This window comes from Billgrantia desiderata, from assembly GCF_900108215.1.
In the GTDB taxonomy this organism is placed as follows: Bacteria; Pseudomonadota; Gammaproteobacteria; order Pseudomonadales; family Halomonadaceae; genus Halomonas; species Halomonas desiderata.
The window spans coordinates 12,493-35,267 of the sequence record NZ_FNVC01000002.1; the positions used below are offsets into that span (position 1 = coordinate 12,493).

Below are 22,775 nucleotides of genomic sequence, written 5' to 3' on the forward strand. Positions count from 1 at the left end.
CGAGGGCATGCACAAGCAGCACGACGGGTTCAAGAACATCGGTCTGATCGGCCGCCTGGGCAGCACTCAGGTGGTCGAGACCCTCGAGCGGCTGCTTCGTCTTCTCGATGAGCGTGGCCTGCATGTGATCGTCGAGGATCGCACCGCGACCGTGCTGCCCGATCATGGGCATCCCGAGGCCAGCCGGCGCACGCTGGGCGAGCTCTGCGACCTGGTCATCGTGGTGGGCGGCGACGGCAGCCTGCTGGGCGCCGCTCGCACGCTGTGCCACAGCGGCACCCTGATGCTTGGCGTCAATCGTGGTCGCCTGGGCTTTCTCACCGATATCTCGCCGGACGAACTCGAAGAACGGGTAGGGCAGGTGCTGGACGGCAAGTACGAGGTCGAGGAGCGCTTCCTGCTCGACGCCGAGCTTTACCGGGACGGTACCCTGGTGGGCAGCGGCGATGCTCTCAACGAGGTGGTGCTGCACCCCGGCAAGGCGGTGCGCATGATCGAGTTCGAACTGTTCATCGACAAGCAGTTCGTCTGCAGCCAGCGCAGCGACGGCCTGATCATGGCCACGCCCACCGGCTCGACCGCCTATGCGCTGTCGGGCGGCGGTTCGATCATGCATCCCAAGCTGGACGTGATCGAGCTGGTGCCGATGTTCCCCCACACGCTCTCCAGCCGGCCCATCGTGATCGATGCCGCCAGCGAGATCCACGTGCATATCGGTGAGACCAACCAGACCTACCCGCACATCAGCTGCGACGGCCAGACCCGTGCCGTGGCCAAGCCCGATGACGTGCTGGTGGTGAAGCGCAAGCCGCAGCGGGTGCAACTGGTGCATCCGCTCGGTCATAACTTCTATGAGGTCCTGCGCAGCAAGCTGGGCTGGAGCAACCGGCTGGGAGATTGAGGTGAGGCAGGCGGCGATAGAAGGCTACGATCTGATCGGTGACGTGCACGGCTGCGGGGCGACCCTGGGGGCGCTGCTGGAGAAGCTTGGCTACCATCAGCGTGGTGGCGTCTACCGCCATCCCCGACGCAAGGCGATCTTCCTCGGCGATCTGATCGATCGCGGTCCGCGCATCCGCCTGGCGGTGAGCATCGCCCGGCGCATGGTGGAAGAGGGCGAGGCACATATCGTCATGGGCAACCATGAATACAACGCCCTGGCCTACTGCCATCGCGCGCCACGCCAGCTGGGCCGCGAGTGGCTTCGCGAGCACACGCCCCGGCACAATCGCATCATCAAGGAAACCCTCGACCAGTATCGCGATCACCCCGCCGAGTGGGACGAAACGCTGAACTGGTTCATGGAGATTCCGCTCTACCTCGACTTCGGCGACTTCCGCGTGGTTCACGCCTGCTGGGATCAGGCGCTGATCGATGCGCTGGAAAAGGAGTGTCCTGGCGGCATCATCGACGAGCCATTCCTCAGGCAGTCCGTCGAGCCGGATACCCAGGCCTATCGCATACTCGATCGCCTCACCCGGGGCGTGCACCTGCCCCTGCCCACCGGGGTCGAGATCCACTCCGGCGACGGCTTCACCCGGCGCAGCTTTCGCGCCCACTTCTGGTCACGGGGGCCAGAGACCTGGGGCGACGTCATCTTTCAGCCCGACAACCTGCCCGGCGACCTCGAAGAGCGTGAGCTGACCGCGGCCGAGCGGGCCCGCCTGCCGCACTACGGGCTCGATCAGCCGCCGCTGTTCATCGGTCACTACTGGTGCGAAGGGATTCCGGCGCTGCCCACCGCCAACATTGCCTGTCTCGACTACAGCGCGGTGAAATTCGGGCGCCTCGTCGCCTACCGCTGGAGCGGCGAACGGCGGCTGGACGCCAACCATTTCGTCTGGGTGAGGGTGCCGCAGGAAGAGGAGGCGAGGCCCCGGCCGTGGGAGATCGACTTCGACTGAAGAGAGATACAAAGTTTTACAACTTTTTTTCTCACGGCCCTGAACTTCCCCTCGGCTCGCTCGTCAGAGTAGGTGTTCCCTTGAATGATCCCTTGCTCTTGTCCGGCGGCCCCCCTTCCGCCGGATTTTTTCTGTGCCCCGATTTTCTCTGTGCATCAGTGGGCAGATTTGAGAAAAGCCCCGTCCCAGCGCAAGATTGCACTCAAAACCTTGGTTCAGGAAGCGTTCATGTATCGCATCATGCTGTTCCCCCATGAAACGGACACCAGCGAACTGCGTCGCGCGCTGTGGGCGCATCGCATCGGGCACCGCTTCACCGAGGAAGCGGAAGGTCAGGTGCTGTGGCTGGCCGATCCGGATCAGCACGACGCCCTGATGCAGCTGCTGACGCGCTGGCAGCGCGGTGAGCGGGTCATGCCCGAGCGCCGCAAGCGTGCGTCCGGCACCGGCGGTTCCCTGGCCGTGGCCTTCCGCCAGGCGCCGGTCACCGCCGCGGCGCTGGGGATCTCGCTGCTGGTCTTCGCCCTGATGTACCTGCTCGGCGATATCGTGGTGGCCATGCTGACCATCGTGCCGGTCGGGATCGTCAACGGCAGCCTGGCGTTCGGCAGCCTGACCGACTCCATCGCCTCGGGGCAGGTCTGGCGTCTGCTGTCGCCGGCGTTCATCCACTTCGGCTGGATGCACCTGATCTTCAACATGATGTGGCTGTGGTATTTCGGGCGCCAGGTCGAGACCCTGCAGGGCAGCGGACGCATACTGATGATCCTGCTGGTGGCGGGCATCGGTGCCAACCTGGCCCAGTACGCCACCGGGACCGTGCTGTTCGGCGGCATGTCGGGGGTCGACTTCGCGCTGCTCGGCTACGTCTGGCTGATGTCGCGCCGCGCACCGCACAGCGGTTTCTTCGTGCCGCAGATGCTGGTGGTGTTCATGCTCGGCTGGATGGTGTTCACCATGACCGACATGGCTGCGGCGGTAGGCTTCGGCAACGTGGCCAACGAGGCGCACCTGGGCGGGCTGGTCGTGGGGCTCCTGCTGGGGTGGTATTATTCCAGCCGTGCCCGCCGCCTTTGATCAAGAGAGTTTTACATGAGCGATATGACCTTCGAGCGCATGATCCGCCAGATGACGCCGGCCATCTACGAGAGCCTCAAGCAGGCGGTGGCGCTGCGCAAATGGCCCGACGGGCGCATGCTGACCGCGGAGCAGACCGAACTCTGCCTCGAGGCGGTGATTCGCTACGAGCACGAGAATCACGTGCCCGAGGAGCTGCGCGTGGGCTATCTGCAGCAGCGCACCTGCGGCAGCGCCAGCAGCGGCACTAACGTTCCGCCGGAGCTGGCGGGGCTAGCTCGGGACGCCTCGCGTGATTGACCAGTCTATGCCGCATCCCCTATGAATATTATTGAAACGAAAGAAGTCGATTCCGCCGTAGTTCAGGGCTGCCTGAGCAAGATGGCCGTCGCACCGGGCGAGCAGGGCGGCGCGGTGCGCTACACGCTGCGTGCCGGCGAGCATCGCCTCGATCTGAATGCGCGGCTCGGCCAGCCGCTGCGGCTGCAGTGGACCGGAGCGATTGCCTGTACCCACTGCGGACGGGCGACGAAGAAGAGCTTCGCCCAGGGCTACTGCTACCCCTGCTTCACCCGGCTGGCCCAGTGCGACACCTGCATCGTCAAGCCCGAGACCTGCCACTTCGACGCCGGCACCTGCCGTGAGCCGGAGTGGGCCGAACGCCACTGTTTCCAGCCCCACGTCATCTACCTGGCCAATTCCTCCGGCCTCAAGGTGGGCATCACCCGCGGCACCCAGGTGCCCACCCGCTGGCTCGATCAGGGCGCGATCCAGGCGCTGCCGATCCTGACGGTCGAGACGCGTCAGCAGTCGGGTCTGGTCGAGGTGCTGTTCAAGGAGGAGGTGGCCGACCGCACCAACTGGCGCGCCATGCTCAAGGGCGAGGTCGAGCCGCTGGATCTCGTGACCGAGCGCGACCGCCTGCTGGCGCGTCTGGAGAGCGGGCTTGGCCAGCTACGCCAGCGCTTCGGTGCCGATGCCATTCGCCTGCTCGACGAGCCGCCGGTCACTTTCGACTACCCGGTGCTGGAGCATCCGCGCAAGATCGTCTCCCACAACTTCGACAAGCAGTCCGAGGTGGCCGGCACCCTGCTGGGGCTCAAGGGACAGTATCTGATCCTCGATACGGGCGTGATCAATCTGCGCAAGTTCACCGGCTACGAGGTAGCGGTAAGCTGACCTGGGCACGGAACTGAGCGCAGCCGAGAGGCTGCGCTATGCTCCCCGAAGAGACTTCGTTGCGAGGGAGCCGTCATGAGCACGATGCGCGCGATGCGCCTGCATGCCCCCGGTCAGCCGCTGCGGCTGGAGCAGGTGCCCCGCCCCGAACCCGAGGCGGGGCAGGTGCAGTATCGCGTGCTGGCCTGTGGCGTGTGCCGCACCGACCTGCATGTGGTGGACGGCGAGCTGCCTTCGCCCGTGCTGCCGCTGGTTCCCGGTCACGAGATCGTCGGTGAGGTCACCGCGGTGGGTGCGGGCGTGCAGCACCTGGGGGTGGGCATGCGCATCGGCGTGCCCTGGCTGGGGTGGACCTGCGGCGAGTGCGAGGCCTGCCTGGCCGGTCGCGAGAATCTCTGCCCCCACGCGCGCTTCACCGGCTATACCCTCGATGGCGGCTACGCCGAGTACGGCGTGGCCGATGCCCGCTACTGTTTCCCCTTGATCGCCGAGGACGCCCAGGCCGCAGCACCGCTGCTATGCGCGGGGTTGATCGGCTATCGCACCTGGCGCCTGGCCGGAGGCGAGCAGAACCGGCGCCTCGGCATCTACGGCTTCGGCGCCGCGGCGCATATCCTCGTGCAGCTCGCCGTGGCGCGTGGGCAGCGAGTCTATGCCTTCACCCGGCCGGGCGACGACGCGGCCCAGGCCTTTGCCCGGCGGCTCGGCGCCGTGTGGGCCGGCGACGCCGACCAGGCGCCGCCGGAGCCCCTCGATGCCGCACTGCTGTTCGCCCCGGTGGGGGAGCTGGTGCCCCTGGCCCTGGCGCAGGTGCGTCCGGGCGGTACGGTGGTTTCCGGCGGTATCCACATGTCCGACATTCCTGCCTTCCCCTATCGCCTGCTGTGGCAGGAGCGCAGCGTCAAGTCGGTGGCCAACCTCACCCGGCAGGACGGCGAGGAGTTCCTGGCCCTGGCCCCCACGGTGCCGATTCGCACCGAGACGCACGCCTACCCGCTGGACCGGGCCAACCAGGCGCTGAGCGACCTGCGCGAGGGCCGGCTGACGGGAGCTGCCGTCATCGTGCCTTGAGCCGTCACTCGAACAGGTCGCCCTGCGCTCGGGGCGGGCGGAACGCGGTGACGTCGAGCTGTCGCGATTCGCTGGTGGCCGGGTCGTTGAGGCCCAGCCGTCGGCAGATCTTGTCGAAGCGCTGGGCGATCAGCTCGGCGAACACTCCCTCGCCGCGCATGCGCTTGCCGAAGCGGCTGTCGTAGTCGGCACCGCCGCGACTCTGCCGCACCAGACTCATCACCTTGCGTGCCCGCTCGGGGTAGTGGGCCTCCAGCCAATCCTCGAACAGCGGCGCCACCTCCCGTGGCAGGCGCAGCAGCGTCCAGCCGGCCCACTGCGCGCCGGCGTCCCGTGCCGCTGCCAGCAGGCGGTCCAGCTCATGGTCGGTCAGGCCCGGTATCACCGGCGCCACCATCACCCCCACCGGGATGCCGGCCTCGTGCAGCCGCTGCACGGTGCGCAGGCGCGCGGCGGGGGAGGCGGCCCGGGGCTCCAGGCTGCGCTTGAGTTCGGTGTCGAGGCTGGTCAGGCTGATCGACACCCGCACCAGCCGCCGGCGGGCCAGCTCCCCCAGCAGATCCAGGTCGCGCAGGATCAGCGCGCTCTTGGTGATGATCGACACCGGGTGGCGGCACTCAAGCAGGAAGCCCAGTATCTCGCGGCTGGTGCCGCGCTCCGCCTCCAGCGGCTGATAGCAGTCGGTGTTGCCGGAGAAGGCAATGGGGCGACACACGTAGCTGCGCTTGCAGAACTCCTCGCGCAGGCGATCCACCAGGCCGCTGCGGGCAATCAGCCGGGTCTCGAAGTCGATGCCCGGCGACATGTCCCAGTAGGCGTGGCTCGGTCGCGCATAGCAGTAGATGCAGCCGTGTTCGCAGCCGCGGTAGGGGTTGAGGGAGCGGTCGAAGGCCAGATCCGGGGAGTCGTTCCACGCCAGCGCGCTGCGTGCCCGCTCCTCGCTGACCACCGTGGCCAGGCGCGTCGGCATCTCCTCCTGCCACCAGCCGTCGTCCTCCGTTTCGCTGTGGGTGGGGGCGAAGCGGTTGCTGGGGTTGTAGGTGGCGCCGCGACCCTTGCGCGTTTGCTTGATGTCGAAGTGGGGCATGGCGAGCCTTCATTTAACTGTATTCATATACAGTATAGTGGGGCATTGGCCAGGTGCCAATCGTCAACGGCTCCACCTGGCGGGCATTTGTCCGGGGTTTCCTTTACGCTTTGCCGTATGGATGCCATCTCCGACAGTCAATCCGAGCGCCAGGGCGAGGCGCTCTACTCGGTTCAGGGGCTGTGGTGCACCAGCTGCGCCCTGGCCGTCGAGGCACAGCTGGCCCGCATGCCCGGCGTCAGCGCCGCCAGCGTGCACTACCCCAGTGCCACCCTGCTGGTGCAGGGGCAGCCGCCGGCGCTCGAGGAGGCGCGGCTGGCCGCCGCCGTGAGCCGGCTCGGCTACCGCCTCGGTCCCCCCGAAGCGATAGGCGATGCCGAAGCGCGGCTAGATGCCGAGAGCCGCTATCTCACCCTGCGGCTGCTCATGGCCGTGGCCTTCGGCATGTGGACCATGCTCGCCTCGCTGCTGATCTATGCCGGTGCCATGCCCAGTGCCGAGCTGGACGTGATCATGGCCTGGGTTTCGGGCGCATTCGCCCTGCCGGTCGTCACCTACGTGGCACTGCCGTTCTACCGTGCCGGCTGGCGCACGACCCGAGCATGGCGACCCGGCATGGATGCGCTGGTGGCGCTGGGCGCGCTGACGGCGGTGGGCGTATCGCTGTGGCTGCTGATGCTGGGCTCGCCGGAGGTCTATTTCGATACCGCGGTGATGTTGGTCACCCTGCTGCTGGTCGGTCGGCTGGTGGAAACCCTGTGCCGCCACCGCGGGCTGCGTGCGCTCCAGGCGTTGCATCGGCCGCCGGCGCAGGTACAGCGCTGGGTGGCGGATGCCTGGCACTCCTGTGCGCTGGAAGCGGTGGCGGTGGGGGATCGGCTGCGCGTCGAGCCCGGCGAGACCCTGCCGCTGGATGGCGTCCTCCGCGATGGCGAAGCGTTGCTCGACCTCTCACCGCTGACCGGCGAAAGCGCGCCGCGGCGCTGCCTGCCGGGCGATGCCGTGGCGGCCGGCTGCCGTAACCGCGGTGCGGCGCTGGTATTCGAGGTCACCGCGCCCGCCGGCGAGTGTCGTCTGGACCGGCTGCGCGAGCAGATGTGGTGGCAGCAGGCGCGCAAGGGCGAGCTGCAGCGGCTGGCGGACCGCTTCGCCGGCTGGCTCAGTCCTCTGGCGGTGGTGCTGGCATTGCTTACCCTGGTGGCGACCTGGCTGGCCGGCGTGCCGACCGAGGAGGCCTGGGTGAGGGCGCTGTCGGTGCTGGTGGTGGCCTGCCCCTGCGCCGTGGGCCTGGCGATTCCCCTGGCCGGTCTGGCGGGCAGCGGCCAGGCCCTGGAGCGCGGCGTGGTGATTCGCGACCCGGGGGCCTTCGAGACGCTGGCGCGAATCCGTAGCGCCGCCTTCGACAAGACCGGCACCCTCACCGCCGGGGAGCCGCAGGTGCAGGCCATGCACTCGGCGGCCAACCTGTCTGAACCGGAGCTGCTGACGCTGGCCTCGGTGGCGGCGCGAGGCAGCGAGCACCCGTTGGCGCGGGCCGTGCGTCGCTATGTTCAAGATGCCCAGGATGCCGGGGCGGGCGGGGAGTTCGAGATCGTGCAGGCCGAGGAGGTCGGCGGACGCGGGCGGCGGGTCTCACTTGGCGACGGGCGAGAGCTGCTGCTGGGCAGCCGTGCCTGGCTCGCCGAGCAGGGCGTTGCCACCGAGCAGGCCGCCGACTCGGGAGAGAGCGAAGTGCTGCTGGCCTGCGACGGTGCCCTGTCGGCTCGCTTCACCCTGGGCGAGACGGCCCTGCCCGGCACCGCAGAAACGCTGGCCGAGCTGCGCCGTCATGGCCTCGCGCTGGCGCTGATCAGCGGCGACAGGGCGCCGGCGGTGAGGCGGCTGGCGGATGCGGTGGGCATGAAAGCGGAGGAGTGCTATGCCGGGCGCAGCCCCGAGGCCAAGGCCAAGCTGCTGGCGGCCATGCCGCAGCCGTCGCTCTACGTTGGCGACGGGCTCAACGACGTGGTGGGGTTGGCCACCGCCAGCGTCGGCGTGGCGCCGCTGGGTGCCAATAGCACGGTGCAGGAGGGCGCCAGCGTGGCGCTGCTGAAGCCCGGGGTGGCCGGGGTCGAGGTGGCCTGGCGCCTGGCGCGCCGCACGCGCCGGGTGATGCGCCAGAATCTGGTGCTCTCCGGCATCTACAACCTGCTGGCACTGGGGCTGGCGGTGGCCATGCCGATTCCGCCTCTGATAGCGGTGCTGGCCATGGTGGCCAGCTCGCTCAGCGTAGTGGCGAATTCGGCACGCCTGGCCCTGGCCGGCGAGCGGGAGCCCCAGGTACGACAGCAGAGCCAGCAGGTGGGAGCGCTGGGCACGGCGCCGTGACAGGCCGAGCCAGCCTGTTAAGATGGCGGCTGCCCCACGCCCTATCAGGATACGCTCATGCTTGCCGATACCCTGGCCGCCATCGTACCGGTCGATGACGCTCTTGCCCCCACCGTGCAGACACGCCTCGACAACCTCACCAAGCCCCCCGGCAGCCTGGGTCGTCTCGAATCGCTGGTCATCCAGCTTGCCTGTCTGAGCGGCAGCGCTGCGCCTGCGGTGAGCCCGCCCGGGGTGATCGTCTTCGCCGCCGACCATGGCGTGGCCGAGGAGGGGGTGTCGGCCTTTCCCCAGGAGGTCACCGCGCAGATGGTGGCCAATTTCGCCGCTGGCGGTGCCGCCATCAACGTCTTTGCCCGGCAGATCGCGGCACGGCTCGAGGTCGTCGATGTCGGCGTGAAGGGTACCGTCGAAGGTGAGGGCGTGGTCCACGACAAGGTGCGTCCCGGCACCGCCAATTTCGCCCGCGAGGATGCCATGAGCCTGGCCGAGGCCCAGCGCGCCATCGAGGTCGGCATACGTGCCGCCGCGCGCAGTCACGCCGCCGGCTGCCGCTGCCTGATCGTCGGTGAGATGGGCATTGCCAACACCACCGCGAGCAGCGCCTTGCTGGCGGCGCTGAGCGGCCGGCCAGCGAGTCGCCTGGTCGGCCAGGGCACGGGTATCGCCCCTGCGCGCCTGGCTCACAAAGCCGGGGTGATCGAAAGCGCCCTGGCGGCTCGCGATGCCGACCCCACCCGGCCCATGGAAGTGCTGGTCAAGCTCGGCGGGCTGGAGATCGCCGCCATGGCCGGCGCCTACCTGGGTGCGGCCGCCCGGCGCATGCCGATCCTGGTCGATGGCTTCATCGCCACGGTGGCGGCGCTGGTGGCCTGCCGCCTCGCGCCTGCGCTGCGCGGCTACCTGATCTTCGGCCACCGTTCCTGCGAGCCGGGCCACGACGTGGCGCTGGAGCTGCTCGAGGCCGAGCCGCTGCTCGACATGCAGTTGCGCCTGGGCGAGGGCACCGGAGCGGCACTCGCCTTCCCGCTGCTCGAAGCCGCCTGCCGCATGCTGAGCGAGATGGCCACCTTCGATTCGGCCGGGGTGGCTGGCGCTGCCCCTGAGTCATGAGCGCCGAGGCATGAGTGTCGAGCCGCTGAGCCTGGCCCTACTGGCACTGCTGCTGGGGGCCATCGCGCTGGATCTGCTCATCGGCGACCCGCGCTGGCTTCCCCATCCGGTGGTCGCCATGGGGCGGCTGATCGAGGTGCTGGAGCGTCGCTGGAACCACGGCAGCCCGCGAGCCCGTCGCTGCAAGGGCTTTCTGCTCACCGGTTGCGTGGTGGCGCTCGTCTATGCGCTGGCCTGGAGTGGGCTGACGCTGCTCGCCTGGCTGCACCCCTGGCTTGGGCGCATCGGCGAACTGCTGTTGCTGGCCAGCGCGCTTGCCATCAAGGGGCTGCGCGATGCCGCCTTCGTGGTGGCCGACCCGCTGGTCAAGGGCGACCTCACAGGTGCGCGCCGGGCCGTTGCGATGATCGTCGGGCGCGATACCGATACCCTCGACGAGGCCGGCGTGACCCGGGCCACGGTGGAAACCGTGGCCGAGAACACGGTCGATGGCATCACCGCGCCGCTGTTCTGGGCGCTGCTCGGCGGGGCGCCGCTGGCGCTGGCCTACAAGGCGGTGAACACCCTGGACTCCATGGTCGGCCATCGCAGCGAGCGCTACGCCGATTTCGGCTACGCTTCGGCCAGGCTCGACGACCTGGCCAACTGGGTGCCGGCCCGGCTCACCGCCCTGAGCATGTGGCTGGCCGCCCTGGCGCTGCCGGGGGCGCGCTGGCAGGGGGTGCGTAGACAGAGGGCACTGGCCGGCACCTGGCGCGAGGCGCCGGGCCACCCCAGCCCCAACGCCGGCTGGCCCGAAGCGATGATGGCGTACCTGCTCGGCGTGCAGCTCGGCGGCACCAATACCTACGGCGGTCGGGTCTCAGAGCGGGTAAGGCTGGGCGAGCCGCACGAGCCGCTGCGGGTCGTCCATATCGAACGTGCCGTGCGCCACATGCATGGCGCCTGGGCGGTGTTCTTCCTGCTGATGGCCGCTGTGGCCGGAGTGCGGAGCGCCTGGGCATGAGCGAGGGGGGAGACGCATGAGCGACTGGCCGAGCCATGGCGGGCGCCCCGAGCAGCTGCTGCCGCGCTTCGGCCTCGCTGGCGACAGTGAGGTCATCGACTTCAGTGCCAACCTCAACCCGCTGGGGCCGCCGCCCTGGCTGGCGCAGCGGCTCGCCGCCTGCGTGACGGAACTCGCCGTCTATCCCGACCCTGACTATTGCGAGGCGCGAGACGCTATCGCCATGAGCGAAGGGCTCGGGCCCAAGCAGGTAAGGCTCACCAACGGCGGCGCCGAGGCGATCTTCCTCGCTGCGGCGCTGCTGGCCAGGCAGGGGGTGCGTCGGGCCGCGATCGTGCAGCCCACCTTCGGCGAGTATGAGCGGGCCTGCCGCCACTACGGCATCGCCGTGGAGCATGTCGAGCTGGCGCCGGGCAGTTTTGCGCTGGATGAGGCACGTGCCGATGAGGCCATGCGCGATGTCGGCGCGCTGTTCCTGTGTCGCCCCAACAACCCCACCGGAACGCTGATCGAGCGCGGGGTCGTCGAGCGCCTGCTGGCGACGGGCCGTAGCCACGGCGCCATGCTGGTGGTGGACGAGGCGTTCGTCGATTTCGTCACGCCGGACGAGCGACTCACGCCGCTGCTGGCTCGCTTCGACAACCTGCTGCTGCTGCGCTCGATGACCAAGCTTTACGCCATTCCCGGCCTGCGGCTGGGCTACCTGCTGGGCTCAGCCGCAGCGGTAAACGCTATTGCCGAGTTGCAGCCGCCGTGGAGCGTCAACGCCCTGGCGGCGGGGTTGGTCGCGCCGCTGTTGGCGGACCGGGACTATCTTGCGCGAACCCGCGCCTGGCTCGACGCCGAGCGCCCCTGGCTGCAGGGCGAGCTCGCGGCGCTGGGGCTCGACGTCGTGCCGTCCCACGCCAACTTCCTGTTGTTCAGGGATGCTCGGCTCCAGGATGCTCGCGGCGGGTCGATGCCGGCGCTGCTGGAACACCTGGCGCGCGGCGGCATTCTCGTCCGTCATACCCACCATTTCATCGGCCTCGAGGGCGCCTGGCTGCGGGTGGCGGTGCGCTCGCGGCCGGAGAACCGGGCGCTGGTCGAGGCCATCGCGCGTTGGAGACATCCATGATCGCTTTCATCAGCGGCGGGGCGCGCTCCGGCAAGAGCACCCATGCCGAAGCCCTGGCGCGGCGCTGGCAGGCCGAGCGGGGCGGGGCCCGCTACTACCTGGCGACCGCCATGAGCGGCAGCGACGAGTGGCAGGCCCGCATCGGCCGCCATCGGCAAGCCCGGGGCGAGGGCTGGATCACCCTGGAGGAGCCGGTGGATCTCATCGCCGCCCTCGAGCGGGTGGCGCCCGGCAGCACGCTGCTGCTCGACTGCCTGACCCTGTGGGCCAGCCAACTGCTCTATGCAAGCGAGTATGCCGGCGAGTTCGACGAGGCGCGGGGCATCGCCATGCTCGAGCGCCTGCTGGCCGAGGCCCGGCAGCGCGACGTGGCGCTGGTGATCGTCTCCAACGACGTCAACGAGGGCATGCCCCCCGAGGACACCGAGGTGTGGCGCTACCTGGCTTTTCTGCAGCGGGCTCACCGCCTGGTGGCGCAGGAGGCGGACGAGGTGATCCAGGTGATGGCCGGGCTGCCGCAGGTGTGGAAACGCCGTGGCGAGGAGCGCTCATGAAAGACGTCGCCTTTGGCCTGGTGCTGGCGCTGCAGTTCCTCACCCGGCTGCCGCTGCCCTTCGCCTGCCCCTGGACGCCGGCCACCCGGCGCTGGGCGGTACGCTGCTATCCGCTGGTGGGCGTGCTGCTCGGCGGCCTGCTAGCGGCGGCGGCCGCGCTGCTCGAGAGCCTGCTACCTGCACCGCTGCTGGCGCTGGCGCTGCTCACGCTGTGGGTGGCGCTCTCCGGCGGGCTGCACCTGGACGGCCTGATGGATGTGGCCGACGCCCTGGGCAGCAACGCGCCGCTGGAGCGCAAGTGGGAGATCATGAAGGATCCCCATGTGGGCAGCTTCGGCATCCTGGCGCTGGTGTTCCTGCTACTGTGGAAGGCCGCGCTGCTGTTCGTGCTGCTCCAAGCCGGCGCCAGCCTGCTGCTGCTGGTGATGATCCTGGGGCTGGGCCGCCTGGCAGCCGTGGCGCTGCTGGTGCTGGCTCCGGCGGCGCGGCCCGAGGGCATGGCTGCCAGCTGGAAGCGCGATCTTTCACCGCGCGATCTCTGGCTCGCGGCGCTGCCGCTGCTGCCGCTGGCCGCGCTGGTGCCGGGAGGCGTGTGGCTGTGCCTTGCACTGGCGCCGTTCCTGATGCTCTATGCCTGGGGCATGCTGTGCGCCTTCAAGGGCATCAACGGCGATATCGTCGGAACCGCAATCGAAGGAGGAGAGCTATGGCTGCTGCTGGTCGCCTGGAGCTGGTGGTCGTTCGTCACGGGGTGACGCAGTGGAATCGCGAGCGTCGCTACCAGGGGCAGCGCGACATCCCGCTGCTGCTGCCCGAGGCCTTGCCAGGTCTCGACCGGCTGCGCGAGGCGCTGGAGGAGCAAACCTTCGATGCCGTGCACTGCAGCGATTTGACCCGCTGCCGGCAGACCCTGGCGCACGTGGTCGAAGGGCGCGAGCGGGCCTGGCCGACGCACTTCGATGCGCGCCTGCGCGAGCTCGACTTCGGCGACTACGAGGGGCGCACCTATGATGAGCTGAAGTCGCAGCCCTTCTATCGCGCCTGGATCGACAGCGAAGGCCAGCAGCCGCCGCCCGGCGGCGAATCCACCGCCGAGCTGCGCCAGCGGCTCGACGACTGGTTCGCCGATCTCGTGAACGGCTGCTCGCCACACGACCACCATCGTGTGTTGGTGGTCTGCCATGGCGGCGTGATTCGCGAGCTGCGCCGCCGCTTCGAGGGCATCGGCTTCTGGGAGGGCGGCGTCGTTCAGGCCGAGGGGCGCCGATTCACCTTCACTCATGACGGAGGGCGCTGGCAATGCAGCTCTTCATCGGCGGTACCTGCGCCGGCAAGCGCGGCGTCGTAAGGCAGCGCTTCGAGGAGCCACGCTGGCACTCCGCCCATGCGCGAGACCGGCTCGAGGCGTGGCCTTCGGTCGCCGACACCTCATGCCTGGTGCTGGAGGGCTGGGAGCGCTGGATCGGCGAGCGGCTCGCCGCCGAGCCCGACGACGACCGGCTGCGCCAGGCCATGGTGCGGGAGCTCGATGCGCTGCGGGCCTGGGAGGCCGAACGCGGCGGCCAGGCGGTGCTGATCCTGCTCGAGATGGGCCGCGGTATCGTGCCGCTCGGCCTGGATAACAGGCGCCTGCGCGACCTCAACGGCTGGCTGGCCCAGGATGCCGCGGCCCGCTGCGAGCGGGTGTGGTACGTATGGAACGGGCTGGTGAAAGAGCTAAGTTGTTGATCTGTATCAGCCTGAGCGCAACGGTGCGTTGACGTTCGTCGGCGCTGTTGTTAGCTTACGCCCACTCTCAGGCGCCTCATTGTCCTATCGAGGTTAAACGGGAAGTCGGTGGTCCTCTTCGCAGTCGAAGAGGCGCATTCCGACGCTGCCCCCGCAACGGTGATCGAGTGCAGGTCCATCATCACGCCACTGTGCTTTGCATGGGAAGGCGATGGACCCGGAGCGTGTAGTCGGCGCTTCACTCGTCAGCCCGGAGACCGGCCTGAGGGCGGGAAACATCTTACAAATCGCCGAGCGGGATGAAGCGCAAGGCGCACGCAGCGCAAAAACCGGAGCCTATGTGGTATAGGTGAGGATTTTGAGCAGCGCGCAACGCAGCGATTCGCTCGCGCAGGCATTTGTAGGTGTTTCCCTCATGCCGGGTTGCGGTGGGCTACCTCGAGGCAGGGCCGCACCTCTCTCCCTTTCTCGATCCCCTTCACGCCACCCCGGCTTCGCCTAGAAGACCGTGCGGGTAGGCACGGCGAGCAAGGGAATCGAAATGAAAACCAGACATCACCTGGCCGCGCAGGGCCTGGCCGCCTTCGGCCTGGCAGCGCTTCCTCTGGCCGTTCAGGCCCAGGCCACCGCCGCCGAAGAAACCGACACCGTCGCGCTCAACCCGATGGTGATCACCGCTACCCTGGCGCCGCGTACCGCCGACGAGACGCTCTCCTCGGTGACCGTGCTCGACGAGGCCACCCTGCGCCGGCAGGATCCCACCAGCGTTACCGATATGCTGCGCGGTCAGCCGGGGGTGGACGTCATCACCAACGGCAGCTTCGGCAAGAACAGCAGCGTCTACCTGCGGGGTACCGGCAACGAGTCGACGCTGCTGATGATCGACGGCATTCGCCTGCGTTCGGCGACGGCGGGCGGCGCGGCCTGGCAGTTCCTCGACCCGCGCATGTTCCAGCGCGCCGAGATCGTGCGTGGCCCGCGGGGCAGCCTCTACGGGGCCGATGCGGTGGGCGGCGTGGTGCAGCTGTTCACTCATGAAGCGCAGGAGGGCGGTCCGCACCCACGCGTCTCGGTGGGCGGCGGCTCCTTCAACACCCAGCGCTACAGCGCCGGGCTCTCCGGTAGCAGCGGCGGCACACGCTACAGCTTTGCCGGCAGTCATTTCACCACCGATGGAACGCCGGTACGTCGTGATAGCGAGGACAAGGGGTACGACAACACGTCAGCGCTGGCGCGTATTGCCCATACTTTCGAAAATGAAGTGGAAGTAGGTATGCTGGCATTGCGTACCCGTGGCAACACGGAGTTCGATCGCTTCGGGGCGCCGTCCGATACGGACTTTGTCCAACAGGTCGCCGGCATCTATGGCGAAATCCCGTTCACCGACACCTGGCGTAGCCGTCTCACACTGAGTGAATCCCGCGATGAGCAGGATACGAGCTACCCCACCGGCACCAGCTTTTTCGATACGCGCAGCCGGGCGGCTCGCTGGGACAATACCCTGGATTTCGGCCCCCATCAGCTGGTGGTAGGCTCCGAGTACATGCATGATGCCATCGAGGCGACCGACGATTTCGTCGAGGAAAGCCGCGACAATGTCGCCGTGTATGCCCAAGCGCTGCTCGACTTCGACCCCTTCTCGGTCCAGGCGAGTTTGCGTCACGATGACAACGAAGCCTTTGGCCGGGAACTGACCGGGGGCATCGCACTGGGGTTCGAGTTCGACGCTCACCATACGCTCCGCGCCAGCTACGGTACTGCCTTCCGCGCGCCTACGTTCAATGATCTCTACTACTGGGACGAGTGGGGCAGCGAGGGCAATCCGGACGTCAATGCCGAGACTTCCCGTACCTTCGAGCTGGGTGCCAGAGGCCAGTATCGCAGCGGCTTCTGGGATCTGGCCGTTTACCAGAGCGATATCGACGATCTCATCGCCTGGACGCCCGACCCCGACGACCCGTTCCGCTGGACCCCCATGAATGTCAACGAGGCCCGTATTCGAGGTATCGAACTCGCGACAGGTGTCGAGCTCCAGCACTGGACCCTGCAGACGGCCCTGACCTGGATCGATCCGGAAAATCGTAGCGGAGCCAATGCGGGCAATCGTATCCAGCGCCGGGCCAGCCAGAGCGCCCGTTTCGACGTGGATCGCGAGCTGGGCGAGTGGTCGCTGGGCGGCTCCTGGATCGTTCAGGGGTATCGCTACAATGATGCCGAGAACCAGGATCGCATCGGTGGCTTCGGGCTGGTCAACCTGCGCGCCGGGTGGCAGTTCGCCCCGCTGTGGTCGGCTCGCCTGACGGTGGAGAACGCCCTGGACAAGGAGTACGAAACTTCCCGTGACTACCTCAACGCCGGCCGTGCGGCCTTCGTCAGTGTTCACTTTGGCCAGTAAGGGCCGGTTCGGCGGGGCCCTTGGCCCCGCTGCATCTTCCTGTGCCTTGCTGGCGCTGGCCCTGTCGGGGCCGGTGGCCGGCGAGGCGCGTGCCGGTTCGCTGTGCGCCATCGACGACCGCGAGCGTGAGGTGTGCCTCGAGGCACCGGCCAGGCGCATCGCCGCGCTCTCGCCCGGTGCCACCGAGCTGGTCTACGCCGCCGGGGCGGGGGAGAAGGTGGTGGCGGTGGTGGCCTTCAGCGACTATCCGCCCGAAGCCAGGGACGTACCGTCGGTGGGCAGCCATACCCGCATGGATCTGGAGACCCTGGTGACGTTGAGCCCCGACCTGGTGATCGGCTGGATGACCGGCAACCCGCCCGAGCAGCTCGAGACCATCGAGGCGCTGGGCATGCCGGTGTTCTACATCGAGCCGCGGGACTTCGAGGGCGTTTCCGGCGCCGTCGAGCGCCTGGCACTGCTGGCCGATACCCAGGAGGAGGGCGAACGGGTCGCCGCTGAATTCCGCGACGGCATGGCGGCGCTGGCCGAGCGCTACGCCGATGCCGAGCCGATATCGGTGTTCTACCAGGTGTGGGACGAGCCGTTGATGACCATCAACGACGAGCACCTGATCGGCAAGGTGCTGACCCTGTGCGGCGGCGTCAATGTGTTCGGCGATCTGTCGCGGCTGGTGCCGCGCATCGACGACGAGTCGGTGCTGGCCGCCGACCCCGAGGCGATCCTGGCCGGCGGCATGGGCGAGGAGAACCGTGGCTGGCTGACCCATTGGCAGCAGTATCCGAGCCTGACCGCCGTCGAACGTGACAATCTCTACTTCGTGCCGCCATCGTTGATCCAGCGCCCCACGCCGCGGCTGCTCGAGGGCAGCCGCCTGTTCTGCGAGCAGCTCGAGCGTGCCCGTGCCAAGCGCTGAGGCCGGCATGACCACGCCCCGGCGCGTACTGTGGCCACCGCTGGCCGTGCTCGCGCTGCTGGGGCTGGCGGCGCTGCTGCTGTCGGTCACTTTGGGAAGCGCCGCGCTGTCGCTCGGTGACGTCTGGGCGGTGGCGCGCGGCGAGGGCAGCCCCCTGGCGCGCACGCTGATCCTCGACCTGCGCATCCCGCGTTCTCTCTCGGCCTTTGCCGTGGGCGGTCTGCTTGCCGTGGCCGGTGCTCTGATGCAGGTGCTGCTGCGCAATCCCCTGGCCGACCCCTACGTGCTGGGCCTCTCCGGCGGGGCCTCGGTGGGGGCGCTGGCGGCGATGCTGGCGGGGCTGGGCGGGGCGGTGATCACCGGCTCCGCCTTCGCCGGGGCCTTTCTCTCCACGCTGCTGGTGTTCGGCCTGGCCCATGGCACCGGTAGCTGGACCCCGTCGCGGCTGCTGCTCACCGGCGTGGTGGTGGCCGCCGGTTGGGGCGCGGTGATCACTCTGATGCTGGCGATAAGCCCCGCCGAGCGCCTGCCCGGCATGCTCTACTGGCTGATGGGCGATCTCTCCTACTCGCGCTCCCCGTGGCCGCCGCTGGCGCTGCTGCTGGTCATCTGCCTGCTGCTGATGCCGCTGGGGCGCAGCCTCAACGTCATGGCGCGCGGCCCGCTGCAGGCGGCGGCGCTGGGGGTCAACGTGCGACCGCTGGAGTGGACGATCTATGTCGTGGCCAGCGTGCTCACCGCCACCGCGGTGACCACTGCCGGCAGCATCGGCTTCGTCGGCCTGGTGGTGCCGCACATGCTGCGTCTGGTGCTGGGCAACGATCAGCGCCTGATCCTGCCGGCCTGCGCCCTGGCCGGCGGCACTCTGCTGGTGCTGGCCGATACCCTGGCGCGTACCATGATCGCCCCGGAGCAGCTGCCGGTGGGGGTGATCACCGCGCTGCTCGGCGTACCCACCTTCCTCTATCTGCTGTACCGGAGCCGCTGATGAACCGCCTCGAGATCCGCGAGCTGGTCATCGACGTGCCGGGGCGGCGCGACGGCCGGGCGCTCACGCTCAGCGTCGAGCCGGGGCAGGTGTGGGGCGTGCTCGGTCCCAACGGCGCCGGCAAGACCACCCTGCTGCACACCCTGGCGGGACTGCGCGGGCCGCGGGCAGGGCAGGTGCTGATCGACGGCCGCCCGTTGGCGGCGCTGGGCCGGCGACAGGTGGCGCGTAAGCTGGGGCTGGTGTTCCAGGAGCGCCACGACGGCTTTCCCGCCACGGTGCGCGAGACCGCGCTGATCGGTCGGCATCCGTGGCTGTCGGCGTGGCAGATGGAGGGCGGCGAGGACCTGCGCCTGGCCGAGGCGGCGCTCGAGCGGCTCGATGTCGATCACCTGGCCGAGCGCCTGGTCAGCACGCTCTCGGGAGGGGAGCGCCAGCGCCTGGCGATTGCCACCGTGCTGACCCAGGCGCCGCAGATCTGGCTCGCCGACGAGCCCACCAACCATCTCGATCTGCATCACCAGAGCGCGGTGATGGCGCTGCTCGCCGAGCAGGCCGCCGAGGGCCGCGCGGTGATGATGTGCCTGCACGATCTCAACCTGGCGGCACGCTGGTGCGACCACCTGCTGCTGCTCTATCCCGACGGCGAAGCGTGCTGGGGGCCGGCCAGAGACATGCTGGTGCCCGCCGCCCTGGAGCGGCTCTACGGCCAGCGCCTGGCCACCGCCGAGATCGACGGCGCCCCGGTGTTCGTGCCCGTTAGATGAGGAACGTTGACGGAGCCAGCATCGGGCTGATCAGTCGGGCTCCTCAGTCGGACTTTTCATAGTGCGCAGCGAAAGCGCATGATCCGGCTTCGATCGACGGGGTCTTCGAGGATGTCGGCCTGCACGCCGAAGGTGCGGCGCAGCCTGGCGGCGGTCAGCACCTGCTCGGGCGTGCCGAGGTCGACCAGCCGGCCGGCTTCCATCACGCCGATACGGTCGCAGTCCATGGCCTGGTTGAGGTCGTGCAGGGCGATGACCACCGTCACCGGCAGCTGCTTGACCAGCCGCAGGATCGAGAGCTGGTGGCGGATGTCGAGGTGGTTGGTGGGCTCGTCGAGCAGCAGAATGCGCGGCTGCTGAGCCAGGGCGCGCGCAATGTGCACGCGCTGGCGTTCGCCGCCGGAGAGGGTGTGCCAGAGGCGTTCCGCCAGGGGCAGCATGCCGACGTCTTCGAGGGCGCGGTGGACGATGGCGTCATCCTGCTCGGTCCAGGGTTGCAGCGGCGAGAGGAAGGGGGTGCGGCCCAGCTCCACCACCTCCCTGGCGCCGATGCGCTCGTGGGTCTCCGCCTGCTGCTCGACGAAAGCGATGCTACGGGCGATATCGCGCTGCGGCATTGCCTGCATCGGTCGGTCGTCCAGCAGCACACGCCCACTTTTCGGTCGTTGCAGTCCGGCCAGTACGCGCAGCAGCGTGGTCTTGCCCGAGCCGTTCGGGCCGATCAGGCCGAAGGTCTCGCCGGGCGCAATGCCGAGGCTGACGTGATCCAGCAGCTTGTGCCCGTGGATTGCCCAGCCGACGCTTTCCGCGGTCAGTTTCATCGTCTTCTCGTCCCACGAATCAGAATGACGGCGAAAGCCGGCGCCCCGACCAGGGCCGTGACCACGCCGATCGGCAGCACCTGCCCCGGCACGATGACGCGCGAGATGATGTCGGCGCCGATCAGGAACACGGCGCCGGCCAACGCCGAGGCCGGTATCAGCCGGGTGTGGCGATTGCCCACCAGAAAGCGCATGGCATGAGGAATCACCAGCCCCACGAAGCCGATGGCGCCGACCATCGACACCATCGTTGCCGTCACCAGCGCCATGACGGCGATCAGGATCGCCCGCACGCGGCGCACGGCGATGCCCATCGAGGCGGCGCTGTCGGCACCGAAGGTGAAGGCGTCCAGGGCGCGCCGATACCATAGGCACACCAGCAGGCCGCCCAGGGCGGCGGGCAGGCCCAGGGTGACGTCGTCCCAGCGCACCCCGGAGAGGTTGCCCATCAGCCAGAACATGATGCCCCGGGCCTGTTCGGCATTCGCCGATTTGGCAATGATGAAGGCGGTAAGGGCATTGAACAGCTGCGACCCGGCGATACCGGCCAGAATGATGGCACCTGCGGCCTGGGCGCTGCGCCCACCCCCGGTGCCGCTGCCGGCGGCACGGGCGAGCAGTACCACCAGGGAGAACGCCAGCCCCGCACCGGCAAAGGCGCCGAGCGAGAGCGTCACGGCGCCGGCACCGAGTCCGGCGATGGTGACCGCCACGGCGCCGGTCGAGGCGCCGGCGGAAATTCCCATCAGGAAAGGGTCGGCCAGCGGGTTGCGCAGCAGGGCTTGCAGGACGACGCCGGACAAGGCCAGCCCGGCACCGCAACAGGCGGCGAGGATGGCGCGGCTGAGGCGGTAATTCCAGATGATGCCGGCGTCGATTCGGTCGACGGCATGCTCCGCTCCCCACAGCCGGTTCGCCAATACCTTGAGAATGGTCTCCAGCGGTATCGCCGTTTCGCCGATCGCGGTGCCGGCCATCACGGCCAGGAACAGCGTCGCTGGCGCGAGCCAGACCCAGCGCCATCGGAAAACCATTGGTAACTGCACTGCTGCGGCCAGTTTCATCGTTCGAAGGAGAGTGTCGTCAAGGCATCGGCCAGCGATTCCAGGCCGAAGATCGTGCGCATTGTGGCACTCATTGCATGAGCATCCATCTCGATGATGTTGCCGTTCTTCACCGCCGTCATCTCCCGGGTCACCGGATCGCTATGCAGGAAATTCAGCTTTTCTTCGATATCGTCAGCGGGAAAGCGTCGGCGATCCATGCGCGCTATAACGATCAGGTCAGGGTCGGAGCGGGCAATGGATTCCCAACCGACGATAGGCCATTCTTCATCGGATTGAATGACGTTCTGAATACCGAGTTTCTCCATCATGTAGCCGGGGGAGCCAAGCCGACCTGCCACGTAAGGATCCACCGAGCTATCGGGGGAAGAGAACCAGAATACTGCCGAAAGGTCCTGAGGAAGCTCCAGGCTTTCGGCCTTGGCAATGGCGTCGGCTTCACGCGCCTCGAGTTCGGTCACCAGGGCTCTGCCGGCTTCCTGTACGTCGAAGATGGCGGCCAGCTCGGTGATGCCTTTGTAGACATGCGCGGGGGAGAAGGCAGCGGTACGGGTGCCGTCGCCGCCGGTGCTGTTGTCCTTGGTGTCGCAGTCGGCGGGCATCACATAAGTGGCGATACCCAACTCGTGGAACTGTTCGCGACTCGCCACGCTGCCGGTGGGCCCCACATGCCACTCGTACTGGGCCGCGACGAGCTGCGGTCGACGATTCACCACGGCTTCGAAACTCGGGTCATTGTCGGCCAGCCGTTCGATGCCGGCGTTGACCTCGCTGAACTCAGGCAGCACGGGATTGAACCAGACCGAGGTGCCGAGCACCCGATCGGAAAGGCCCAGGGAATAGAGAATCTCGGTGGCGGACTGCCCAACGGTAACGACGCCTTCAGGAGCGGAAGAGAAGCTGATTTCCATACCGCAATTGGTAAGGGTCAATGGATATTCCGTATCGCTTGCCATGGAGAATGAGGCGGGAATTAGCGACAATGGAAGCAGGAAATGGCGAGCGATTTTCATTGGTCGGTGTCCGGAGTCTGGGAGAATTCTTCGGATGATTTGGCGTGAAACCCGGCATTGCTGCCATCTCTGTCCTCGCGCCGGCCGTGGATTCACTGCCATTGGCCTGAGATGCCGTGTGCGAATGGCGAGGATCATGATTCAAACCTGCGGTAAAATACAACCCCAAAATTTCCTTCGAGGTTGAGGTTTCCGTAGCGTCTTGGCGCTGCACGGGGAAGCTTTTTCCTACCTGTGAAATCTAGAGTTTTCAGTCGATTGCGAGAGAGTTTGCTGTGCAATCAGCCACCGCAGGCACTGAGGTCAGGCCAGGACACGCTACGCATTGCGCTGGTTGCGGCAGTTCCTTTACGATGGTCCGACTGAAATGGGTGCCCCTGTGTCTAGGGGATAATCGGGAAGTATGGTGAGGCCGTAGGCCAATTCCATCGCTGCCCCCGCAACGGTAATGAGTGAGTCGCCTGCAGGAACCACTGGCATAGCGCTGGGAAGGTGCAGGCTTCGACGTCGTTCTGGCGTCCTCCTCGAGCCCGGAGACCGGCCCATCAATCCATCATCATCCCGTAACGGTGCGGTGGGCACCGAGGAGATGCCGTGTCTGCGTTCGC

The 22,775-nt window shown here is 67.9% G+C and carries 22 protein-coding genes and 2 riboswitches; of the genes, 18 read left to right on the top strand and 4 right to left on the bottom strand.

All coding sequences use genetic code 11. The features are described from left to right. Positions 1–7 precede the first annotated feature (7 nt). The 6 genes from C4S71_RS02420 to C4S71_RS02445 all read left to right on the top strand — a co-directional run bounded on the left by C4S71_RS02420 (position 8) and on the right by C4S71_RS02445 (position 5,231). The gene (locus C4S71_RS02420; protein WP_086511673.1) at positions 8–901 is read left to right on the top strand and encodes an NAD(+) kinase; all 894 of its coding nucleotides are present in this window, start codon (positions 8–10) and stop codon (positions 899–901) included. A gap of 16 nt (positions 902–917) precedes the next feature. Beyond that, complete coding sequence (locus C4S71_RS02425; RefSeq protein WP_103968268.1) at positions 918–1,904, top strand: metallophosphoesterase; 987 nt, start codon at positions 918–920, stop codon at positions 1,902–1,904. A 228-nt stretch (positions 1,905–2,132) separates the two neighbouring features. Continuing rightward, positions 2,133–2,981, top strand: a complete 849-nt coding sequence (locus C4S71_RS02430; protein ID WP_103968096.1) for a rhomboid family intramembrane serine protease — start codon at positions 2,133–2,135, stop codon at positions 2,979–2,981. A 15-nt stretch (positions 2,982–2,996) separates the two neighbouring features. Beyond that, on the top strand, positions 2,997–3,281 hold the full coding sequence (locus C4S71_RS02435) for a YeaC family protein (protein ID WP_086511675.1): 285 nt from the start codon (positions 2,997–2,999) through the stop codon (positions 3,279–3,281). Between the two features lie 81 nt (positions 3,282–3,362). Continuing rightward, the gene (locus C4S71_RS02440) at positions 3,363–4,160 is read left to right on the top strand and encodes a DUF2797 domain-containing protein (RefSeq protein ID WP_103968097.1); all 798 of its coding nucleotides are present in this window, start codon (positions 3,363–3,365) and stop codon (positions 4,158–4,160) included. 75 nt (positions 4,161–4,235) lie between these two features. Further along, the gene (locus C4S71_RS02445; protein ID WP_103968098.1) at positions 4,236–5,231 is read left to right on the top strand and encodes a zinc-dependent alcohol dehydrogenase family protein; all 996 of its coding nucleotides are present in this window, start codon (positions 4,236–4,238) and stop codon (positions 5,229–5,231) included. A gap of 4 nt (positions 5,232–5,235) precedes the next feature. Here the strand turns inward: C4S71_RS02445 and C4S71_RS02450 are convergent, their stop codons facing one another. Continuing rightward, positions 5,236–6,318: a PA0069 family radical SAM protein gene (locus C4S71_RS02450; protein ID WP_103968099.1), complete on the bottom strand. Its 1,083-nt coding sequence runs from the start codon at positions 6,316–6,318 to the stop codon at positions 5,236–5,238. A gap of 117 nt (positions 6,319–6,435) precedes the next feature. On the opposite strand from C4S71_RS02450, the gene C4S71_RS02455 reads away from it, so the two are divergent. From C4S71_RS02455 to C4S71_RS02510, 12 genes are all read left to right on the top strand, one after another. After that, positions 6,436–8,685, top strand: a complete 2,250-nt coding sequence (locus C4S71_RS02455; RefSeq protein WP_103968100.1) for a heavy metal translocating P-type ATPase — start codon at positions 6,436–6,438, stop codon at positions 8,683–8,685. A gap of 57 nt (positions 8,686–8,742) precedes the next feature. Beyond that, positions 8,743–9,798, top strand: a complete 1,056-nt coding sequence (gene cobT, locus C4S71_RS02460; protein WP_086509943.1) for a nicotinate-nucleotide--dimethylbenzimidazole phosphoribosyltransferase — start codon at positions 8,743–8,745, stop codon at positions 9,796–9,798. Positions 9,799–9,808: 10 nt separating this feature from the next. After that, on the top strand, positions 9,809–10,804 hold the full coding sequence (gene cbiB, locus C4S71_RS02465) for an adenosylcobinamide-phosphate synthase CbiB (RefSeq protein ID WP_086509942.1): 996 nt from the start codon (positions 9,809–9,811) through the stop codon (positions 10,802–10,804). 16 nt (positions 10,805–10,820) lie between these two features. Then, complete coding sequence (gene cobD, locus C4S71_RS02470; RefSeq protein WP_086509941.1) at positions 10,821–11,921, top strand: threonine-phosphate decarboxylase CobD; 1,101 nt, start codon at positions 10,821–10,823, stop codon at positions 11,919–11,921. Further along, positions 11,918–12,475 (top strand): bifunctional adenosylcobinamide kinase/adenosylcobinamide-phosphate guanylyltransferase, encoded by a 558-nt coding sequence (locus C4S71_RS02475; protein WP_086509940.1) that lies wholly within the window; start codon positions 11,918–11,920, stop codon positions 12,473–12,475. Before cobD ends, C4S71_RS02475 begins: the two co-directional genes overlap by 4 nt. After that, entirely contained in the window at positions 12,472–13,230 is a 759-nt protein-coding gene (gene cobS, locus C4S71_RS02480) for an adenosylcobinamide-GDP ribazoletransferase (RefSeq protein WP_086509939.1), read from the top strand. The genes C4S71_RS02475 and cobS overlap by 4 nt, the downstream gene beginning before the upstream one ends. Then, positions 13,182–13,823, top strand: coding sequence for a histidine phosphatase family protein (locus tag C4S71_RS02485; protein WP_086509938.1), 642 nt, complete (start codon positions 13,182–13,184; stop codon positions 13,821–13,823). Before cobS ends, C4S71_RS02485 begins: the two co-directional genes overlap by 49 nt. Continuing rightward, a complete protein-coding gene (locus C4S71_RS02490; protein WP_086509937.1) occupies positions 13,775–14,203 on the top strand; it encodes a bifunctional adenosylcobinamide kinase/adenosylcobinamide-phosphate guanylyltransferase in 429 nt (142 codons plus the stop codon). Before C4S71_RS02485 ends, C4S71_RS02490 begins: the two co-directional genes overlap by 49 nt. A 52-nt stretch (positions 14,204–14,255) precedes the next feature. Beyond that, a riboswitch (cobalamin riboswitch) is annotated at positions 14,256–14,483 on the top strand. A gap of 261 nt (positions 14,484–14,744) precedes the next feature. Beyond that, the gene (locus tag C4S71_RS02495; protein WP_086509936.1) at positions 14,745–16,598 is read left to right on the top strand and encodes a TonB-dependent receptor domain-containing protein; all 1,854 of its coding nucleotides are present in this window, start codon (positions 14,745–14,747) and stop codon (positions 16,596–16,598) included. 46 nt (positions 16,599–16,644) lie between these two features. Then, on the top strand, positions 16,645–17,514 hold the full coding sequence (locus C4S71_RS02500; protein ID WP_086509935.1) for a cobalamin-binding protein: 870 nt from the start codon (positions 16,645–16,647) through the stop codon (positions 17,512–17,514). 7 nt (positions 17,515–17,521) lie between these two features. Beyond that, positions 17,522–18,502: a FecCD family ABC transporter permease gene (locus tag C4S71_RS02505; protein ID WP_086509934.1), complete on the top strand. Its 981-nt coding sequence runs from the start codon at positions 17,522–17,524 to the stop codon at positions 18,500–18,502. Next, a complete protein-coding gene (locus C4S71_RS02510; protein ID WP_086509933.1) occupies positions 18,502–19,269 on the top strand; it encodes an ABC transporter ATP-binding protein in 768 nt (255 codons plus the stop codon). Before C4S71_RS02505 ends, C4S71_RS02510 begins: the two co-directional genes overlap by 1 nt. Before the next feature lie 56 nt (positions 19,270–19,325). Here the strand turns inward: C4S71_RS02510 and C4S71_RS02515 are convergent, their stop codons facing one another. Genes C4S71_RS02515 through C4S71_RS02525 form a run of 3 tightly spaced genes read right to left on the bottom strand, consistent with a single transcriptional unit; the run spans position 19,326 to position 22,305 of the window. Beyond that, positions 19,326–20,090, bottom strand: coding sequence for an ABC transporter ATP-binding protein (locus tag C4S71_RS02515; RefSeq protein ID WP_103968101.1), 765 nt, complete (start codon positions 20,088–20,090; stop codon positions 19,326–19,328). Beyond that, the gene (locus tag C4S71_RS02520; protein WP_234238303.1) at positions 20,087–21,124 is read right to left on the bottom strand and encodes a FecCD family ABC transporter permease; all 1,038 of its coding nucleotides are present in this window, start codon (positions 21,122–21,124) and stop codon (positions 20,087–20,089) included. Before C4S71_RS02520 ends, C4S71_RS02515 begins: the two co-directional genes overlap by 4 nt. 26 nt (positions 21,125–21,150) lie before the next feature. Then, positions 21,151–22,305 (bottom strand): ABC transporter substrate-binding protein, encoded by a 1,155-nt coding sequence (locus C4S71_RS02525; protein WP_479688556.1) that lies wholly within the window; start codon positions 22,303–22,305, stop codon positions 21,151–21,153. 214 nt (positions 22,306–22,519) lie between these two features. After that, positions 22,520–22,725: riboswitch (cobalamin riboswitch) on the top strand. The last annotated feature ends 50 nt before the right edge of the window (positions 22,726–22,775 follow it).

Coding starts and splice junctions, on each gene's coding strand:
- cobT (WP_086509943.1), top strand. CDS start 8,743: ATGCTTGCCGATACCCTGGCCGCCATCGTACCGGTCGATGACGCTCTT.
- C4S71_RS02525 (WP_479688556.1), bottom strand. CDS start 22,305: ATGATCCTCGCCATTCGCACACGGCATCTCAGGCCAATGGCAGTGAAT.
- C4S71_RS02495 (WP_086509936.1), top strand. CDS start 14,745: ATGAAAACCAGACATCACCTGGCCGCGCAGGGCCTGGCCGCCTTCGGC.
- C4S71_RS02520 (WP_234238303.1), bottom strand. CDS start 21,124: ATGGTTTTCCGATGGCGCTGGGTCTGGCTCGCGCCAGCGACGCTGTTC.
- C4S71_RS02420 (WP_086511673.1), top strand. CDS start 8: ATGCACAAGCAGCACGACGGGTTCAAGAACATCGGTCTGATCGGCCGC.
- C4S71_RS02440 (WP_103968097.1), top strand. CDS start 3,363: ATGGCCGTCGCACCGGGCGAGCAGGGCGGCGCGGTGCGCTACACGCTG.
- C4S71_RS02435 (WP_086511675.1), top strand. CDS start 2,997: ATGAGCGATATGACCTTCGAGCGCATGATCCGCCAGATGACGCCGGCC.
- C4S71_RS02485 (WP_086509938.1), top strand. CDS start 13,182: ATGGCTGCTGCTGGTCGCCTGGAGCTGGTGGTCGTTCGTCACGGGGTG.
- C4S71_RS02515 (WP_103968101.1), bottom strand. CDS start 20,090: ATGAAACTGACCGCGGAAAGCGTCGGCTGGGCAATCCACGGGCACAAG.
- C4S71_RS02450 (WP_103968099.1), bottom strand. CDS start 6,318: ATGCCCCACTTCGACATCAAGCAAACGCGCAAGGGTCGCGGCGCCACC.
- C4S71_RS02490 (WP_086509937.1), top strand. CDS start 13,775: ATGCAGCTCTTCATCGGCGGTACCTGCGCCGGCAAGCGCGGCGTCGTA.
- cbiB (WP_086509942.1), top strand. CDS start 9,809: ATGAGTGTCGAGCCGCTGAGCCTGGCCCTACTGGCACTGCTGCTGGGG.
- C4S71_RS02445 (WP_103968098.1), top strand. CDS start 4,236: ATGAGCACGATGCGCGCGATGCGCCTGCATGCCCCCGGTCAGCCGCTG.
- cobD (WP_086509941.1), top strand. CDS start 10,821: ATGAGCGACTGGCCGAGCCATGGCGGGCGCCCCGAGCAGCTGCTGCCG.
- cobS (WP_086509939.1), top strand. CDS start 12,472: ATGAAAGACGTCGCCTTTGGCCTGGTGCTGGCGCTGCAGTTCCTCACC.
- C4S71_RS02505 (WP_086509934.1), top strand. CDS start 17,522: ATGACCACGCCCCGGCGCGTACTGTGGCCACCGCTGGCCGTGCTCGCG.
- C4S71_RS02430 (WP_103968096.1), top strand. CDS start 2,133: ATGTATCGCATCATGCTGTTCCCCCATGAAACGGACACCAGCGAACTG.
- C4S71_RS02475 (WP_086509940.1), top strand. CDS start 11,918: ATGATCGCTTTCATCAGCGGCGGGGCGCGCTCCGGCAAGAGCACCCAT.
- C4S71_RS02455 (WP_103968100.1), top strand. CDS start 6,436: ATGGATGCCATCTCCGACAGTCAATCCGAGCGCCAGGGCGAGGCGCTC.
- C4S71_RS02510 (WP_086509933.1), top strand. CDS start 18,502: ATGAACCGCCTCGAGATCCGCGAGCTGGTCATCGACGTGCCGGGGCGG.